This window comes from Bacillus capparidis (assembly GCF_017832095.1).
Taxonomy (GTDB): domain Bacteria; phylum Bacillota; class Bacilli; order Bacillales; family Bacillaceae; genus Bacillus; species Bacillus gobiensis.
In genome coordinates this window covers 766426-783525 of record NZ_JAFDST010000002.1, presented here as the reverse complement: position 1 = coordinate 783525, position 17100 = coordinate 766426, and the positions used below count along the sequence as shown (strand labels likewise).

General features: G+C 41.7%; 18 protein-coding genes. 11 read left to right on the top strand and 7 right to left on the bottom strand.

Features of this window, described 5'->3' with window-relative positions; all coding sequences use genetic code 11:
• Positions 1 to 41: 41 nt before the first annotated feature.
• Positions 42 to 1040, top strand: a complete 999-nt coding sequence (locus JOC74_RS10970; RefSeq protein WP_053604619.1) for an LLM class flavin-dependent oxidoreductase — start codon at positions 42 to 44, stop codon at positions 1038 to 1040.
• A gap of 344 nt (positions 1041 to 1384) precedes the next feature.
• Here the strand turns inward: JOC74_RS10970 and JOC74_RS10965 are convergent, their stop codons facing one another.
• Positions 1385 to 3817, bottom strand: a complete 2433-nt coding sequence (locus JOC74_RS10965; RefSeq protein ID WP_053604617.1) for a S8 family serine peptidase — start codon at positions 3815 to 3817, stop codon at positions 1385 to 1387.
• A 527-nt stretch (positions 3818 to 4344) separates the two neighbouring features.
• Between JOC74_RS10965 and JOC74_RS10960 the strand changes: the two genes are divergently transcribed.
• Both JOC74_RS10960 and JOC74_RS10955 read left to right on the top strand, forming a co-directional pair.
• A complete protein-coding gene (locus JOC74_RS10960) occupies positions 4345 to 4725 on the top strand; it encodes a hypothetical protein (RefSeq protein ID WP_053604616.1) in 381 nt (126 codons plus the stop codon).
• Between the two features lie 432 nt (positions 4726 to 5157).
• Positions 5158 to 5418, top strand: a complete 261-nt coding sequence (locus tag JOC74_RS10955; RefSeq protein WP_053604615.1) for a DUF2489 domain-containing protein — start codon at positions 5158 to 5160, stop codon at positions 5416 to 5418.
• 43 nt (positions 5419 to 5461) lie between these two features.
• On the opposite strand, the gene JOC74_RS10950 is transcribed toward JOC74_RS10955, so the two are convergent.
• The gene (locus JOC74_RS10950; RefSeq protein WP_211086146.1) at positions 5462 to 6277 is read right to left on the bottom strand and encodes a bifunctional hydroxymethylpyrimidine kinase/phosphomethylpyrimidine kinase; all 816 of its coding nucleotides are present in this window, start codon (positions 6275 to 6277) and stop codon (positions 5462 to 5464) included.
• Between the two features lie 154 nt (positions 6278 to 6431).
• Between JOC74_RS10950 and JOC74_RS10945 the strand changes: the two genes are divergently transcribed.
• From JOC74_RS10945 to JOC74_RS10925, 5 genes are all read left to right on the top strand, one after another.
• Entirely contained in the window at positions 6432 to 6773 is a 342-nt protein-coding gene (locus JOC74_RS10945; RefSeq protein ID WP_053604613.1) for a PadR family transcriptional regulator, read from the top strand.
• The gene (locus tag JOC74_RS10940; protein ID WP_053604612.1) at positions 6763 to 7389 is read left to right on the top strand and encodes a hypothetical protein; all 627 of its coding nucleotides are present in this window, start codon (positions 6763 to 6765) and stop codon (positions 7387 to 7389) included. The genes JOC74_RS10945 and JOC74_RS10940 overlap by 11 nt, the downstream gene beginning before the upstream one ends.
• 75 nt (positions 7390 to 7464) lie before the next feature.
• Entirely contained in the window at positions 7465 to 8019 is a 555-nt protein-coding gene (locus JOC74_RS10935) for a hypothetical protein (protein ID WP_053604611.1), read from the top strand.
• 31 nt (positions 8020 to 8050) lie between these two features.
• Complete coding sequence (locus tag JOC74_RS10930) at positions 8051 to 8863, top strand: glycosyltransferase family 2 protein (protein WP_053604610.1); 813 nt, start codon at positions 8051 to 8053, stop codon at positions 8861 to 8863.
• A gap of 167 nt (positions 8864 to 9030) precedes the next feature.
• On the top strand, positions 9031 to 9708 hold the full coding sequence (locus tag JOC74_RS10925) for a uracil-DNA glycosylase (RefSeq protein ID WP_053604609.1): 678 nt from the start codon (positions 9031 to 9033) through the stop codon (positions 9706 to 9708).
• Between the two features lie 118 nt (positions 9709 to 9826).
• On the opposite strand, the gene JOC74_RS10920 is transcribed toward JOC74_RS10925, so the two are convergent.
• Complete coding sequence (locus tag JOC74_RS10920; protein WP_053604608.1) at positions 9827 to 10723, bottom strand: DMT family transporter; 897 nt, start codon at positions 10721 to 10723, stop codon at positions 9827 to 9829.
• The gene (locus JOC74_RS10915) at positions 10713 to 11543 is read right to left on the bottom strand and encodes a proline dehydrogenase family protein (RefSeq protein ID WP_225970242.1); all 831 of its coding nucleotides are present in this window, start codon (positions 11541 to 11543) and stop codon (positions 10713 to 10715) included. Before JOC74_RS10915 ends, JOC74_RS10920 begins: the two co-directional genes overlap by 11 nt.
• A 257-nt stretch (positions 11544 to 11800) precedes the next feature.
• Between JOC74_RS10915 and pdxR the strand changes: the two genes are divergently transcribed.
• The 3 genes from pdxR to JOC74_RS10900 all read left to right on the top strand — a co-directional run bounded on the left by pdxR (position 11801) and on the right by JOC74_RS10900 (position 13997).
• Positions 11801 to 13159 (top strand): MocR-like pyridoxine biosynthesis transcription factor PdxR, encoded by a 1359-nt coding sequence (gene pdxR, locus JOC74_RS10910; protein ID WP_225970241.1) that lies wholly within the window; start codon positions 11801 to 11803, stop codon positions 13157 to 13159.
• A 59-nt stretch (positions 13160 to 13218) separates the two neighbouring features.
• Entirely contained in the window at positions 13219 to 13527 is a 309-nt protein-coding gene (locus JOC74_RS10905) for a YwdI family protein (RefSeq protein WP_053604606.1), read from the top strand.
• Between the two features lie 98 nt (positions 13528 to 13625).
• The gene (locus JOC74_RS10900) at positions 13626 to 13997 is read left to right on the top strand and encodes a DUF423 domain-containing protein (protein WP_053604605.1); all 372 of its coding nucleotides are present in this window, start codon (positions 13626 to 13628) and stop codon (positions 13995 to 13997) included.
• Between the two features lie 34 nt (positions 13998 to 14031).
• Here the strand turns inward: JOC74_RS10900 and gerQ are convergent, their stop codons facing one another.
• From gerQ to JOC74_RS10885, 3 genes are all read right to left on the bottom strand, one after another.
• On the bottom strand, positions 14032 to 14604 hold the full coding sequence (gene gerQ, locus JOC74_RS10895; RefSeq protein ID WP_053604604.1) for a spore coat protein GerQ: 573 nt from the start codon (positions 14602 to 14604) through the stop codon (positions 14032 to 14034).
• A 195-nt stretch (positions 14605 to 14799) separates the two neighbouring features.
• Positions 14800 to 15426 (bottom strand): YIP1 family protein, encoded by a 627-nt coding sequence (locus tag JOC74_RS10890; RefSeq protein WP_053604603.1) that lies wholly within the window; start codon positions 15424 to 15426, stop codon positions 14800 to 14802.
• Between the two features lie 20 nt (positions 15427 to 15446).
• Positions 15447 to 16829: a glycine--tRNA ligase gene (locus tag JOC74_RS10885; protein WP_053604602.1), complete on the bottom strand. Its 1383-nt coding sequence runs from the start codon at positions 16827 to 16829 to the stop codon at positions 15447 to 15449.
• Positions 16830 to 17100: the final 271 nt, after the last annotated feature.

The window sequence follows — 17100 nt, the reverse complement described above, 5'->3', positions numbered from 1 at the left end:
CTTTATTTAAAAAGTCATAACAATATACGGAGGGAATCGGTATGAAGCTCAGTATACTTGATCAATCACCAATATCCGAAGGCAGCAGTGCGGAAGCTGCACTTAAGCAAACGATAGAACTTGCTAAATATGCAGAAGCTCTTGGATACGAAAGGTTTTGGGTTTCGGAGCACCATTTTTCAAAAAGCCTGGCAGGATCAAGTCCGGAAGTACTGGTAGGTGCAATCGCAGCGCAAACAAAAACAATTCGAGTTGGTTCAGGAGGCGTGATGCTTCAGCATTACAGCCCGTACAAGGTAGCTGAAAATTTTCGCGTGCTGGAAGGCTTGTTTCCCGGACGAATTGATCTTGGGATCGGGCGCGCTCCAGGAGGAATGCCGATATCATCAATGGCTCTCCAGGAGTCAAAAAGGCGCCGTGTTGATATTGACCCCGAGCAATTAGATGATTTAGTAGCGTATCTATATGATTTGGCTGATGAGAATCATCGCTATCCCAACCTTACAGCGGCTCCTCATATTCAATCAGCCCCTGAGCTTTGGATGCTCGGTTCATCTGGCAAAAGCGCACAAACGGCAGCCCGGCTGGGAGCCTCCTACACATTTGCCCTTTTTATCAATGGAGAAGGCGGTGAGGAGGCTGTCAGGAGCTACAAAAAGAAATTTACATCCACTGTCGCAGGACAAAAAGCGAAGGCGGCGGTAGCCGTATTTGTATTATGTGCTGAAACTGAGAAAGAAGCAGAGAATCTTGCAGTCTGTCTTGATTTTGCACTGCTTGCCAATGAGCAGGGGATGCTTAGAAATGGATTCCCTTCCCTTAAAACAGCGATTTCTTATTCGTACTCTCAATTTGAAAAAGCAAGGGTAGAAGAAAATCGCAAACGAATGGTTGTCGGTGATCCGCAGAGTGTGAAAAAGCAGCTGCATGCGATTGCTAATGCATACGAAACGGATGAGCTGATGATTGTTACGATTACCCATAATTTTCAGGACAAACTGAATTCATACAGGCTTCTGGCAGATGTAATATTGAATTAAAGCCTGATATTGAATATTTTAAGAATGAAGCGTAAAACGAACAGAACCAATAGTCCTCCGACATACAGAGCAGAAACAATCCAACTTAGAGGCATAATAATGAGTGTGTCAACGACGTCCTCTGCGGCCTTTTTAAAAGGCTGCTTTTTTCCGTGACTGGAATGGACAGCGAAAAAAACTAGCGAGAGAAGGAAAAAGCAGATAACAAAGATGGCAAAAATGAACAGGAAAATAAATGAGAACATGGCAGTAAAGTCCCCCGGCTTTCAAGTGATATGTAGCTTTTTGTTTTTTTAGTTTAGCATAAAAAAGCCTTGTTGAGTGGTTCTCAACAAGGCTTGTCATTATTCGACGATAAAAGGTTCTTCGGTCAAAACCTGACTTGATTTTCCTGCTTTTATCGCATACGCAAGAAGATAATATTCGCCTGGCGCAAGGTCGTCTGTGCCATTCACTTTTCCATCCCAGTTAAAGGTCTGGTAGCCTTTGCCGACTTTCTTGTATGTCCCGGCTTCTCCAATGAAATTAAGCTCCGCGTCATACACCAGGAATGCTGTTTCCTCAGCTCCGCCAGGATAATAGGCTTCGATTGCGTAGGAGCCTTCTGTGACGCCAGGCAGTACTTCAACAGATGTGACTCGAGGATAGTCCGGTTCTTTTACGATAAGCAAGGTCGGAACTTCTACAACAATTTTTCCGCCTTCACGTACTAGTATATTCCCTTCATATGTTCCCGCTTTTGCCTTCTTGGCATTCACTTGGACGCTCATATGAGCCTTGCCTTTTTTATTTGCGGGGACAACGACACGATCCGTCGTTCCTTTGATTTTGATTCCATTTGCTCCTTCCCCTTCAAATGTATATTCCATTGTGTAAGCTTTTCTGATATTTGAAAGGTTTTCAATCGTAAATGAATGCCTCTTCGTTTGTTTTCCTTTATCCTTCATGTAAGTGCCGAATGAATAGGTGGCCGGCGACACGATGGTTTCGGTATTTATTGCATCGACAATTCGTACACTGCCTGTTCCTTGTGTATTATGAGGATAGATATTGCCGTCCGGGTCCGTTAACTTATCAGCAGTATTCATAAGAGTCGCTTTCAGCTTGTCGACTGTCCATTCTGGCTTTGCCTCTTTAAGCAAGGCCACTGCTCCTGCCACGTGAGGCGACGCCATGCTTGTTCCTTGCATGGAAGCATATCCATATGGATTGGCTGGGTCATGAGTCGGCACCGTACTAACGATATTAACTCCTGGAGCTGAGATATCAGGCTTAATCATCCAGCTATCAATTACCGGACCGCGAGAAGAGAAATCAGCCATTAATTCGCCAACCTCCCTTTCCACTGCGAAGGAAAAATTAGCAGATGTATTGCCATTGTTCATATCACTTACAAGAGCTTCGCCATCTTCCTTGGATAATTTGATCGTAGGAAGTGATATGCCCGGAACGTTCGGCGCTATTTCACCGGGTACGTTGTTATAGACAACAACACCTATAGCTCCTGCTGCTTTTGCATTATCGGATTTATCGACAAATGGCAAAACGCCTCTTTGTACTACAGCAACTTTTCCTTCCACGTCTAAGCCTTCAAAATCGCTTTTATCACCGATTCCAGCGAAAACAAGCTCGACATCTTTATTGTTCAAAGTCCCAATATCATCTTCGTTGTTATACCCCATAACCTTGGCGGATGCGTACGGGGCAAAGTTTACACTATATTCTGTAAAGGGGAGCTGAGTGGCTCCGACTGAAATAGCTTCTCTTGAAGTTCCTGGCGAACCGACTGTCCAGTTATCAGGACCGCTGTTACCGTTTGAGGTTACGGCTGCCACGCCTTCAGACATTGCCCAGTCAAGTGCTATACTTGTCGCCCAATCTGGATTATTCAATGAGTTGCCCAATGATAGATTCATTACATCTGCACCATCCAAGACAGCACGTTCAATTCCCGCGACAACATCCTCTGTCGAACCAGAGCCTCCAGGACCCAATACGCGATAAGCAAGAAGTGAAGCATCTGGCGCCACTCCTTTAATCGTACCGTTCGCTGCTACCGTTCCAGCTACATGAGAACCATGCTGGGTTGCTTCACCGCGAGGGTCTCCCACTGGTGTTTCTTGCGGAGAGTAATCGTTATCGACAAAATCATAGCCTTTGTAAGCTCCAAAGTTGTTTTTTAAGTCCGGATGTGTGTAATCAACACCTGTGTCAATAACAGCAACCGTCACGCCTTTTCCTGTATAGCCCGACTCCCAGGCTTTATCTGCACCTATGTATGGGGCGCTTTTATCCATTTGCGGACTGACCGCATCTTGCGGAACGGCAACATCACCGCCCTTTATGTCGTCAGTTGTATATTCTACGTTCGGATAGACAGCTTTAATTTCCTCTATTGCAAGCAGCTTTGGTACTTCGCTTGCCGGAAGCTTCATGGAGAAACCGGAAAAAACATGCTCATATTCACGATTTACTTTTCCGTTTCTAACGGATTTCGCTGCTTTGTTTTTCGCGGTATCTCTTGCTGCCTTTAATGTAGCTTTTGTTTGTTTCTTGCCCGTTTTTTTGGCTTCAACCATCGATTTTTCTTTCAGTTCTACCATAACCGTAGTTTGTTTATCGGAAGTTGTATCAATCTCCCCGAAAATTTTAGCTTTGTTTAGTTCGGTGGATGCCTGAGCAGAAACGGATAGAGCCTGCACACCCGGTATAAATGTGGACAATACAAAAACGAGTGCAATAAAAAATGTAGAATACTTGATTAAACTTTTTTTCAATAGTGCTCCTCCTCGTTATAATGATGCTGGTTCCCTTGTCATATGATTTAACAGCATCTGTAAAAGTAGTTAACTTTAGTAGGTTTCAAGTTTAAGAGACTTTATTCCTTGTGCCATTAGACTTAATTTGGATAGGTCTTATATCCTGTTTTCAATAAACTCACGAAATATTTCCTTTTAATTCAAACGAAAGTCATGGGAAATTTATTTTATCCACAAAAAAACGTGGATAAGTAAATAATTCTGTGGGCAGATATGGTAGGGAATACGTGTTCTTCTACAAAATGTGGACTATCATTGTGTATATGTGGATATCTATTGTGGATAATATGTGTTTATCCTTGGGATAGTTTGTGAATAAGCTTAAAAAAGCTCTTACTCTATTTATTTTCAGTTAAATCTATCAGATTTCAACAAAACTTCTTAAAACTAGTACGATTTTTCACACAGATTGTGACAAACCTCGTTATTCAACCAAGATATGATAGGGACACAAGTTTCATAGATTAGCTTGCGGAGGGATTAATGTGAAAAATTTGATAGAATCAATGATAATAAGTATAGAACTTATCATAGGATGGGTGTTCCTTATAAATATGCCGGTGTATCAGCTAACTGGAGGATCCTTGATCGTTATTAACAGAAAAATGGACGAGCCGAAACAACTGCTTCAGAAGAAAAAGAGGAAAACAACAGGAAATAAGCAGAAGGCGGAGCGTGCTTTCTTTCAAAGCAACTTACAAAACGGTATCAAAGAGTCTCCATGTAAAGTCAGGGCGGGACCAGTATTTTGGAACACCTTCATTATAAGGAAGGAGGAAGATGCTTATAAAAATATAAAAGCAATCGGAAAAATTCATCAAAAGAAAATCTTAAAAACTTCAAATGTCAGGGTGGCTCCTACATGAAGTATTCATTTGAACCGTTCACATAGAGTGAATCTTCAATCAGTTGGGGCGCTGATTGTTAGATGATCGATTGTAATTTACAGGCAATTAACCCGGCAAAGTTATTCTGTCTGTTTAATTTGGGATACATGATTCCGCGAGATAACTGAAGAAGGTGCAAGGGCACGGAACGGAAATGGTGAGCTTCAGGTTATCTTTTTGATGTGGCGGAACTTACAATTGAATAGGTATAAAATGAGGATGGGAGATTAACGCTTGAATATCAGGGGTTCCCCATCCTGCTTTTAAGGTTGCTCCTGAACATTCTATTTTTCCCGGGAAATAAAGTGAAGCATAATATCATTCTTTCTACTTATTTCCAAATGGAATTAATCATGCTATGATTGTATATGTGTATGGTTTTTTCAGAATGTTCAATAAGGAGTGATTTTCATGAATAACCGAAGGCAGAAAATAACCCCGTATCGAATAGAAGTGATTGCGAATCATATTCAAGATAAACAAGAAGAGTATAAGGAAGTGCTCATGCGCATACGAAAACTGATTTCAGAAAGCGAAGAAGAAGATGTGCTTTATAAAGAGGTAAAAGAAAGGCTCTCACGAACTTATGATCAAATGAAGGAATATGCGTTATTCTTACAATCAATTGAAGCCTATCTTAGAAAGTCGGCTCATCAATTGAAAACAAAATAACCCCTTTTTGCCCTGCTTACCGCGCAAAAAAGGGTTGGAAATACTAGTTTGATCCATCAAGTCTCCATGCAGAGTGCTTCGTCGGACCGACATATTGGTTAATTGGAAAGGAGTGGCGAATAGCATCTGTGATAAATTTCTTCGCTGAATAAACAGCTTCCTCCACATCTGCCCCTTTTGCAAGCTCTGCTGTAATTGCTGCAGAATAGGTGCAGCCTGCGCCATGCGTGTTCAACGTATCAATTCGTTCACCCTCAAGGACTTCGTATGTCTCTCCATCGAAAAGTAAGTCTACTGCTTTTTCATGCTCAAGCTTACCCCCGCCGGTAATAAGAACATACTTCGCTCCACGTTCATGGATAGCTTTCGCTGCTTCCTTCATTTGCTCTATGGTTGTAATTTCTCCTAAACCGCTCAATTGTCCAGCTTCAAATAAGTTGGGAGTAATCACCGTGGCAACAGGTGTTAACAGATCACGCAAGGCTGCTGCTAGTTCAGGGTAAAGAACCTCGTTTGCTCCCTTACAAACCATAACTGGATCAATCACAACATTTTTCAATTGTTTTGATTTGATGGTATTGGCAGCAAGCTCAACAATTTCTACTGTCGGCAGCATTCCCGTTTTCATTACGTCAATCCCGATCCCGTCCACAATGGTTGAAATCTGGGCTTTAATCGTTTCAATATCTATAGGGAAAACCTGATGGTTCCAATTATTATCCGGATCCATGGATACAATAACCGTTAGTGCGGTCATTCCGTAAACATTATGTTCTTGAAATGTTTTTAAATCAGCTTGGATTCCTGCTCCGCCACTCGAATCGGATCCTGCGATAGTAAGTGCTTTTTGCATTGACATGACTCTAGTTCCCCTCTCATTACAGAAAATCAGAATTTCTTTATTTTATATTATAGTCCCCTTTTCAGAAGATCACAAACATACGGAAGTATTGACAGAATGGAGAAAGTTTCCTATGATTTACATACTTATGATTACTAGGTAGGTGTATTTCATGTTTAACCGTGAACTAGTGAAGGGAAGCACTGCCATTCTCATTCTTCAGCTCTTGAAGGAACGAGAGATGTATGGCTATGAGTTGGTTAAGGAAATGAACCAAAGAAGCGAAAATACGCTTCAAATGAAAGAAGGCACATTGTATCCATCACTTCATAAGCTTGAAAGGCAAGGATATGTTCTTTCTTATTGGGAAAAGCAAGAAAAAGGTCCGGACCGTAAATATTATAAGCTCTCAAGCGAAGGAGCACGGCTTTTGAATGACAGAGTTAGCGAGTGGAAGGAATTTTCAAGCATGATGAACAAAATGCTGAAAAAGGAATTTGCAAATGAAGAGTAAGCATTTGTATAAGGCAGATCTTAAAAGAGCGCTAAGTCGTGTTCATGCCGATGAATTACTCGTAAAAGAAATTTTCTCTCACGTTGAAGAGAGCTATAGATATTTGAAAGATAATGGATACTCGGAAAGTGAAATCTACGAAAAACTTCAGGGAGAAATAGGCTCTCCAACGGAAATTGCCAAAGCGTATAAAGGTCAGGCGGCTCCTACAGTGAAAGTGTATTCAAGCTTTTATATTATGCTTAATCTTTTGTTCTTCATTGGAGGTGTAATAGTAACCGCTCTGTATTTGTTTGTTGATATTCCTTTCATCACGGCATTATGGTCGGCGAAATGGCTGATTCTATGCGGATATCTTATCTTTTGGATGCTCTTGGGCTATCAAGGCGGAAGGGAATACGGAGTAAATGGTAGGAAAATTATGAATCTGACCGTTTTCGTCGCAATACTCCCTAATTTTTTCTTCATGCTGATCGTTTTATGGAATCTGATTCCCGGAAAGCCTTATGAGACAATGTTAACTCCGGATTTTTTTCTGGCTTGCATCGTAAGTACTTTCTTGTTTCCGGTCGTCAGCAAAATTGGTTTCTTGTTCGGCAGGCGGATTCTCGTGTAGAGGGGACTTGTTCCTAAGCAAGTCTTTTTTTAAATATATACCTAGAATTACTATGTAATAGAGGAGCTGGTACATATGGTGAAAGCAGCGGGAGCCTTTCTTTTCGGATTTATTTTGCACATCGGAGCATTGCTTAGTACAGTGATTGCTTTTTGTTTCACCATTCCTTTGATGATTGGCTTTTCCTTTTTGCTTGAATTGGTTCATGCTGACGATACAGATTTTCTATTTGTTTTGTCTCCGAATCTTGCAATGATGCTCCTTGTTTATTCTATCGTATGGCTCATTGCGATACGCTGCATTAAGTTTGCTCACGCTTCTGCAATTTTCTTTTCAGGAGGAGCACTTCTACTCAACTTATTCATGCTGTATTTATATTTCAGCTCAGGTGAAAGCTTCAAGGAATTAGCAACGGATTGGAATAATGAAGGATGCGGCCCGTTTCCAGCTGCCTTAGTTTTTTTATGCTTCTGTTACTCCACTGTCCTATTGCCCGCCTATATTTACTGCGTTCGAAGGTGGGTGCTGAACTCAGGAGATCAGTGGAAAAAACGGCTGCTACAAGTCTTCGCAGCAATGGTTGTTCTGCTGTTTGCTCTTGTCATGGCGACGTTCGGATTTGTACAATAAGAAGAGGTCAAAAAACGAACAGGAGACAGGTATGAAGCTTTCAATTGTCATTGTTACCCATAACCGACTAGAAGAACTTTGTGAGTTGCTTGAAACCATTGCCGGCCAATCGGTGAAAGCAAATGAAATTGTGATCGTAAATGATGCAGGGGAATCTGTGGAGACTGTAAAAGCTCTTTACAATGAACTGCCTATTACGATCCTAAACCTTAAAGAAAATGTGAAGCATGTTAGAGCAAGAAATGAAGGAGTTAAACAGGCATCGGGAGACGTCATTATGCTCTTTGATGACGATGATTTAATGACACCCGGCCATATTGAACGGATGCTGAAAGCCTTGGAATCTAGTGATTTTGCTTATTCTGATGCGGAAATTGTCTCATTTCAAGATAAAAATAAAACGCGCTATCCAGTAAGCAGAAAGCTTTTTGCCTATACGTTTGATATTGAGGAAATGAGGAAATTTTCAACCTATGTCCCATCAGGAAGTGTTTATAAGCGCAGTATTCATGAGAAAATAGGAGCTTTTGACCCTGAAATGCACAATTATTGGGACTGGGACTTTTTCCTTCGTGTCTCAAAAGAAGGCTTTACGATCAAAAGGGTACCCACAGCTAGTGTGATCTATGCCTTTTCAGACAATGGTGATAACCAGTCAGCCGAGCTTCACGGAGCACGGGAAAACTATTTAAAAGCCTTATGTGAAAAACACCAATTAGGTGATCTTCCAACAAAAAATTTCGCTGTCCTGCTGGAGGAGCCGGCCGTGAAAAAAAGAGAATCCGCAAGCGAAAGGGTATGGGATGGTGAACCGGTGAAATCAAGGCTGGTCGACGGTCAGTGATTAAGGCTTTTAGGGTGGACTGGCGGTTTTTTTAAGTGGATCGCTTGAGATTTTTTGCACACTGATTAATTAAATCTGTTGCTTATCCTTCAGACATCTAACATATCTCCTATTCAAGTTCTGTCGATAGATTGCTATAATCGTAGATGGAAAAGGAGGCCGCATCAATGAAGCAACTGCTGAACGACAGCTGGTGGAACCAGTTAAAAGAAGAATTTGCAGCACCCTATTATCTGGAACTGAGAGAACTATTAAAAAAAGAATATAACAATCAAACCATATATCCTAATAAGGATCATATTTTTAATGCCTTGCACTATACCACATATGAAGACGTAAAAGTGGTGATTCTTGGACAGGATCCATATCATGGGCCGAACCAGGCACATGGACTTAGTTTTTCTGTACAAAAAGGCGTTAGGCAGCCCCCTTCGCTAAAAAATATATTTCTGGAGCTGAAGGAGGATATTGGCTGCAGCCTGCCGAACCACGGGTCACTAGAAAGCTGGGCAAAACAAGGGGTTTTGCTGTTAAATACGGTGCTTACGGTACGAAAAGGCCAGGCTAATTCCCACAAAGGAATAGGCTGGGAAACCCTCACTGACCGTATCATTGACGTCCTAAATATGAGAGAAAAACCAGTCGTCTTCATTCTATGGGGAAGACATGCGCAAATGAAAAAGGAACGGATTGATACGTCCAGGCACTTTATTATCGAATCCCCGCATCCGAGCCCTTTTTCAGCGCATAAAGGCTTTTTCGGCAGCAAGCCATTTTCACAGGCCAATCATTACTTGGAAAAAATCAATGAAAAGCCGGTTGATTGGTGTATTGAGGACGAATAGCGATACAGGCACATAAGAACTAAATCAAGCACATAAATTGAGAACAACCTCTAATACCGACACAAACCATTGGAAAATCTGCCAGCGAATTCTGCGGGCAGATTTTTAACATTTATTTTCATTTAACCTCTGAAACTACTTTTTTAACTGGTATTGATGCAAAGAAAATCGCAGCAAACACAAGTGAAATGCCTATCACATGTAAAAAAGTCAGTTTTTCACCAAGTATAAGGATTGACAAAATGGCTGTACTGACAGGTGTGATAGCGGATAATACTCCGGCTGTTCCGGCCGAGATTTTTGTCAATCCTTGATATAAAAGTAGAAAGGCCACCACAGTAACAATTATTCCGTAATAGAGGATGATCCCATATGTCTCAAACGTAATCACAGGCAGCGAGACTTTTTTAAATTCTTGCAACGAAAAACGAAAAAACATAATTGCACCATAGATGGAAACGACTGTGGAAATTCCGAGCGGGCTGACTCTGGCGGAGACAAGCTTCCCTAAAGAAACAAACAAGGCCTCGCATATGACAGCAGCTAAAATAAATACGTTTCCCAATAAGTGCCCGTCTGTTTCATTTCCGGCAGAAAACCCGGTCAGCTGCAATACGGAAGCACCTGTAACAGCAAGCAAAATAGCGGCAAAGCGGTGGAGTGTCAGCCTCTCGCCAAAAAGAAAAAAAGCCAGCAGACAAACTGCTGCCGGCGCAGTGCTACTAATAATGCCGGCGTCAATTGCTGATGTGGATTTTAATCCTGTGAGCATAAAAATGTTAAATAAGAATACGCCGCAGAGTGCCTGCAACAACAGAAGCAAAGCATCCTTTATTTTTAAAGAAGGGCGCCCTTCATATAACAACCAAATCGGCACTAGGATAGCTGAAGCAATAAGGAAACGAAGCTCTGAGATTAAAAAAATCGGAAGCTTCTGAATGGACAGCTCGCCAGCAACGATCGAGCTTCCGACGATCACCATCGCAAAACGTATAGATAGGATTTCATCTAGCATATTCACCGTCCTGCTTGAGCAAATCAGCAGCCACATCAAGAATACTTTCGGGATACTCCGCAAGCCTATGGCAGAAATACAAAAACCAATCCTGTCCGTATGTTAAATATCTTTTAGTTTTATAGCCTTTTTCCTTCAGTTCATCCAGTACCCCTGTGTTCACGCCGTAAAGCATTTCAATTTCGGTATAAGGGATGGAAATAATTTGTCTATTTTCCAGTGCTTGAAGGAGCTTCGAGTCGTGAGTGGCAATGGACAGCTTTTTGTCCGCATCAATGATTGCTTTAGCAAAAGTTATGTAGCTTTCATTTAATTCGGGTGACCTGGACAAGGCAATCGAGACATCTTCTTTATAAGCCCCTTTGACAAGTCGTATTTTACCTGGTGACCTTAGTACGCGTGTGAGATCCTTCTCGGTGCGAAACAAATGTGCTTGTATCGTAATTCCTACATTCGGAAAGAGTCTTGCTGCTTTTTCATAAACATTTAATATACTGTCAGTTTTAGAGGACTCTTCCATGCTGATCATGATATCAATGTTATACGATAAAGCAGAAGCTGACAGAGAAATGAGATGTTCATATTGCTTGTCTTGGTCGCCGTTTAAGCCAATATGAGATAAATCGAGGGAAACGGTTTGTTCAATTCCTTTTTGCCCCATTACATGAATAAGCTGCTCAAATTCATTTATGGCTTGAATGATTTCCTCATTACTTCTCGCGTTTTCCCCAATGTATTCAAGTGAGACGGAATGTCCGCTACGAATAAAGCGTTCATCCTCAGTTAAAGCTTCTTCTCTTTTTTCTCCGCATATGTACATGTTTTGCCGCTTTTACAAGCACCTCGTATACCTCAGGTGAATTCTTGACAAAATCCTTAATTTCCGGACTACGGGCAATACTTTTTAACGCTTGCTGAATTGTTACTTTCTCACCGGCTCCTTTTTTTGTCTTTCATCAAAGGTAGCATGGTAAAATGGTTTTACTTAGACCCAATCACGTATTTATTTATTAGAGCCACTTTGAAAAGGAGTGAACAAAGCTGCTTTTATCGATTGATCGATGTAAAAATATTCCTTTGATTCGCCAGGTCTACAATGAAATAAGTGGAAAAATTTTAGATGGCAGTCTTCCTGCAGGGGAAAAGCTTCCGTCGTCACGAGAGCTGGCCAAAGCGATTCATGTATCAAGAAACGTCGTTTTAGAGGCATACGATCTGCTGATGGTTGAAGGCTTTGTTTTTTCAAAAAAAGGCTCAGTAACATATGTGGCAGAGGGTGCCTTTTTGAAAAGGGAATATTGGGAACAGCCTGTTTCTTCTCCCATTCATAGCGTACATAAAAAAGAAATGATCCATTTTCGTTCCGGAATACCCGATTTAAGGCATTTCCCCCGTAAAATTTGGGCCAGGCTATCACAAGCCGTGTGGACCGAGATATCAGATCATACACTTGGCTACGGATCACCTGAAGGGGCAGAGGAACTTAGGAGAGAGCTAGTTTCTTATTTGCTTAAAACAAGAGGAGTCAAATGCTCGAAGGAACAAATCGTGATAACTTCCGGAGCAACACAAGCTTTAACGATAGTAGGAAGAATGCTGCTGAGGGAAGACGATCCGGTAGTGCTGGAGGATCCAATCACAGATGATATTCAGCAAATCTTTAAAAATGCAGGCGGTAATCTTTACCCTGTATCTGTGGATGAAGAAGGACTGGATACCTCTTTGCTTCCCGAAAACGTAATCCCTGCATTTACATTTGTGACACCCTCCCATCAATTTCCGCTTGGCGGGACTCTTTCCATCCAAAGAAGAATCGAATTGCTTCAGTTTGCTAGGAAAACCAATTCGTATGTTGTAGAGGATGATTACGACAGTGAATTCCGTTATGACGGGCCGCCTCTTAGCACGCTGCAAAGGCTTGATCCACATCGAGTCATCTATATAGGATCGTTCAGCAAAATTTTATCGCCGGCTCTGCGGATCGGCTACATTATTCTTCCGAGCAATTTGGTTGAAAAATGCCGATCCGTCAAATGGTTTTCCGATCTGCATACACCTGCTCCGGAACAGCTGGTACTTGCGCGTTTTTTGGCAGCGGGACATATGGACCGATATGTAAGCAAAATGAAGAAAGTGTATCGACAAAGAAGAGATTTGATCATTAACAAATTAAAAGAAGCTTTTCCAGCGGATATTCAAATTTCCGGGCATTCGACAGGCTTGCATTTCATTGCCGATTTTCCGTTTGCGACTTTTTCAGAAAATGATTTACTCCAAATGGAAGAAGACGGAGTGAAGCTCTATTCTGTTGAACAGCATGCGATAACGAGGGGAATCCATAAGGGAAAGCTTGTCATTGGCTACGGCCATTTAAACAACGAAGAAATTCAGCAAGGGATTCGTTGTTTAAAAAATGCAATAGACCGTCTTATGTGAAACCTGTTCGTTTTTGTTAAAATATAAAGAGAAAAGTTTATGTTACGGAGGAACAAATCATGAATATTCACATATCAGGCCTGCTTCAAAAAATGGAGGAGGAACTCCAAAAGGCGAAAAACAGCAACGGGAACGAGGAGATCAAGCTCCATGCCGCGGTGATCAAATCGCTGTGCGACGTTATTCTTGAGTCCGGCCAATCGGACATTCCAAAAGTCCAAGAAAAAAAGGCACCAGCAATAAGTGATCAATCGGAATCGATGCTTCATCAATTAATGGGAGCGGAAGGAAGCCGAAAATACGAAGAAACGAAGAAAAAAGAGAAAAAAGATGATGAAGCAAACGGTGATTCTATATTTGATTTTTAAACAAAAAACCGACAATCTTGTGTCTGACGAAGACGAATCGGCCAGTAAAGCATTAAAATTAAATTGATCTTTTTTGAATAGAAGGGCGGTAAACTAATATGAAAGTATTTATTATCATAGGAGCCATCAATGCCATGATCGCAGTAGGGCTTGGTGCTTTCGGCGCGCACGGGCTTGAAGGCAGGATTCCTGAGAAATATCTTCAGACATGGGAAACAGGCGTGAAATATCATATGTACCATGCGTTAGGTATTCTGGCTGTTGCGTTACTTTTTGACAAAATAGGCAGTGTGGCCAGCTTGACTGCAGCGGGATGGCTCATGTTTGTAGGGATCGTACTGTTTTCCGGGAGCTTGTATGTATTAAGTCTTACACAAATTTCAGTGCTCGGTGCAATCACCCCTCTAGGCGGATTGTCCTTTATTATCGCCTGGGTTCTTGTCGTAGTAGCTGCTGTGAAGTTTTTGTAAGAAAAAAACACCTTCGAAAGCGGAAGGTGTTTTCCTATCTAGGAGAATAGCTGGCCATACTGTATGGATATTCATAGGCGATAGGTTCATCGAAAGTAATATAATCGAGATATACGGTAAGGAGGAGATACCTTACTCCTGTTTTTGGATCACTAAGGATAATATGATCTCGTCCTGCTGCCTCAATTTCCCCTTTAAATACTTTTGCATTCCATTCTTTATTGTTTTCAAAGGTCATGTAAACTGTGGCAATTTTTCCTCTGTTAAGCCTGAGAATATTTTCAATGTAAGACTCTTCAAGCGGCAGCTGTCCAGGAGCGGACGGACCGGATGGTGTTGGTGCAGACGGCATTGGAGGCACCTGCAAGCCTTGCTGCTGCCCCGGCTGTCCTTGTTGTTGATCTTGCTGCTGCCCCGGCTGTCCTTGTTGTTGCCCTTGCTGCTGTCCTTGCTGTTGTCCCTGCTGCCCTTGGGGATAAGGAAAGCCCTGCTGCTGCCCTGGCTGTTGAAACCCCTGCTGCCCTTGGGGATAAGGGTTTTGCCCGAATTGTTGAGGGGAAAAGCCTGGCTGCATAGATTGTGAAAATTGATTTCGAAATCCCTTCAATTTCCTTCCTCCTTTTTCATAGACAGATAGACGACGCTGCTTTTTGCCTTCTGCCTCAAATCACTAATTTTGTAAGTGTTTTTTATGGATGGCAAGAAATAAAGACTAAATTCTTTCATCCATTCAAACTTATGTTGTGAAGGGAACGGATATGCACTAAATGACAGTAAAACAAAAAAGCTCCCCGGAGGAAGCTTAAAAAGACAAAGCGAGGAATGGTAATAAAATAACCAGAAACAGCAGGAGAACGAAAAAGGCTGATATAAGGCAAGCTCCAAGGCTCCTCCATCCGGAAAAACGATGTGCTTCAGCAACACTTAATACAAAAACGACAAAACTCCATATCGATAAAGGGATCTCAAAAATGAATAGAATCATCTTGGGGATATTTGTAATGTCGATGCTCCAGAACATACTCGAGAATGCATCTAATCCAAACAGCAGCAATTTGGGGATCCAAAAGACAGCGAGTAAGATTGTCAGTACGTTTTGCCCTCTCGTAACTGCCGTTCTTAGATCTTCAGCGTCCCCTTCACCGCCAAACCAACTTCCTGTCACTCTTAGTATAAAACCAAACAAATATAAGGCGATGATTCCCATAATTGCTCCAACGATAATATTAATGATAACGTTCGATGCTGTTAGACTGTCTTTTTCCAACTGCTCTATTGATGTAATGATGCCAGCTAGAGCTGCAAGCAGTCTGGCGTTTTTTTCTGGAAATGGAGAATCAAGAAATTCTCTGATGATGCTTCGAGGAGCGATCCAAACCTTGAACCAAGGCGTCACCCCATACGGCTGCGCTTGATCTTTCGTTTCCATTCGCTTCACTCCTCATGAAATTAAAATTGAACGGATTCTTCAATGAATGCTTTTAAATCACTAATAGCAACCCGTTTTTGTTCCATCGTGTCACGATTGCGAATCGTTACTTGTTGATCTTCTAATGAATCAAAATCAAATGTAATACAGAAAGGTGTACCGATCTCGTCATGACGGCGGTACCGTTTACCGATGGAACCTGCATCGTCATAGTCAATCATGAAGTATTTAGCTAAATCTTCAAATACTGCACGGGCTTCGTTTGAAAGCTTTTTCGATAGTGGCAATACCGCCGCCTTGTATGGTGCTAATGCCGGGTGCAGCCGCATGACCGTCCGTGAAGAGCCGTCCTCTAACGTTTCTTCTTCATACGCATCAATCATATAGGCCAATGTTACCCGGTCAGCGCCTAAAGCTGGCTCGATGCAATAAGGTACGTAGCGCTCGTTCGTTTCCTGGTCTATATAGTTAAAATCTTCACCAGAATGCTCCATGTGCTTTTTCAAATCGTAATCAGTACGTGAAGCAATCCCCCATAGCTCACCCCAGCCGAATGGGAACTTATATTCAAAGTCTGAAGTTGCGTTACTGTAGTGGGATAGTTCATCCTCTTCATGGTCGCGAAGGCGAATATTTTCTTCTTTTAGACCGAGTGACAATAACCAGTTATTGCACGTTTCTTTCCAATACGTAAACCATTCCAGCTCAGTACCCGGTTTGCAGAAAAATTCGAGCTCCATTTGTTCAAATTCACGAGTACGGAATGTAAAGTTGCCTGGAGTAATCTCGTTACGAAAACTTTTGCCAATTTGGCCGATACCAAATGGAAGCTTTTTACGCATCGAACGTTGGACATTTTTAAAGTTAACGAAAATCCCTTGAGCTGTTTCAGGGCGAAGATAAATTTCGTTTGTCGTGTTTTCAGTTACCCCTTGGTGGGTTTTGAACATTAAGTTGAATTGGCGAATTTCTGTGAAATTGGCAGAGCCGCATTCAGGACATGTAATGTTGTGCTCTTTGATAAGGTTTGCCATCTCATCAAATGAAAGACCGTCGACAATCATTTCAATGTCTTTCTCTTGAAGCTTTTCTTCGATTAATTTATCCGCACGATGACGCGCTTTGCAGTCTTTACAATCTATCATCGGGTCGTTAAAGTTACCTAAGTGGCCGGATGCTTCCCACGTTTTCGGGTTCATTAAAATCGCCGCATCCAATCCCACATTGTAAGGGGATTCTTGAACGAATTTTTTCCACCAGGCTTTCTTAATATTATTTTTTAATTCGACGCCAAGCGGACCGTAATCCCATGTATTGGCAAGACCGCCGTAAATCTCAGACCCTTGAAAAATAAAGCCGCGATGCTTGGAATGAGATACGATTTGATCCATTGATTTTGACATATTTGTTTCCTCCTGTAATTAGGCTGTTGTTTATATAATAAAAAAATCTCTCGTCCCCGGGCACTTCACTGACATGCCCAGGGACGAGAGATAAATTCCCGCGGTTCCACCCTGATTGATACAAAAACTGTATCCACCTTATATAGGATATACTCTGGATTGCCTTTTCCTAAAATCATTCTCTAGGCTTTCACCATCCCTAGATCGCTTGGTTGAAGAGGATTTTAGTACTATTGATCCTTCACCGTACAAATATAAATTTTTGTAGCTA

Bases quoted from the DNA above. Each gene is read 5' to 3' on its own strand.
- JOC74_RS10940 (WP_053604612.1), top strand. From the start codon at position 6,763: ATGAAGAGTAAGCATTTGTATAAGGCAGATCTTAAAAGAGCGCTAAGT.
- JOC74_RS10930 (WP_053604610.1), top strand. From the start codon at position 8,051: ATGAAGCTTTCAATTGTCATTGTTACCCATAACCGACTAGAAGAACTT.
- JOC74_RS10915 (WP_225970242.1), bottom strand. From the start codon at position 11,543: ATGTACATATGCGGAGAAAAAAGAGAAGAAGCTTTAACTGAGGATGAA.
- JOC74_RS10935 (WP_053604611.1), top strand. From the start codon at position 7,465: ATGGTGAAAGCAGCGGGAGCCTTTCTTTTCGGATTTATTTTGCACATC.
- JOC74_RS10890 (WP_053604603.1), bottom strand. From the start codon at position 15,426: ATGGAAACGAAAGATCAAGCGCAGCCGTATGGGGTGACGCCTTGGTTC.
- JOC74_RS10955 (WP_053604615.1), top strand. From the start codon at position 5,158: ATGAATAACCGAAGGCAGAAAATAACCCCGTATCGAATAGAAGTGATT.
- JOC74_RS10900 (WP_053604605.1), top strand. From the start codon at position 13,626: ATGAAAGTATTTATTATCATAGGAGCCATCAATGCCATGATCGCAGTA.
- JOC74_RS10945 (WP_053604613.1), top strand. From the start codon at position 6,432: ATGTTTAACCGTGAACTAGTGAAGGGAAGCACTGCCATTCTCATTCTT.
- JOC74_RS10905 (WP_053604606.1), top strand. From the start codon at position 13,219: ATGAATATTCACATATCAGGCCTGCTTCAAAAAATGGAGGAGGAACTC.
- JOC74_RS10885 (WP_053604602.1), bottom strand. From the start codon at position 16,829: ATGTCAAAATCAATGGATCAAATCGTATCTCATTCCAAGCATCGCGGC.
- JOC74_RS10970 (WP_053604619.1), top strand. From the start codon at position 42: ATGAAGCTCAGTATACTTGATCAATCACCAATATCCGAAGGCAGCAGT.
- JOC74_RS10925 (WP_053604609.1), top strand. From the start codon at position 9,031: ATGAAGCAACTGCTGAACGACAGCTGGTGGAACCAGTTAAAAGAAGAA.
- JOC74_RS10950 (WP_211086146.1), bottom strand. From the start codon at position 6,277: ATGTCAATGCAAAAAGCACTTACTATCGCAGGATCCGATTCGAGTGGC.
- JOC74_RS10920 (WP_053604608.1), bottom strand. From the start codon at position 10,723: ATGCTAGATGAAATCCTATCTATACGTTTTGCGATGGTGATCGTCGGA.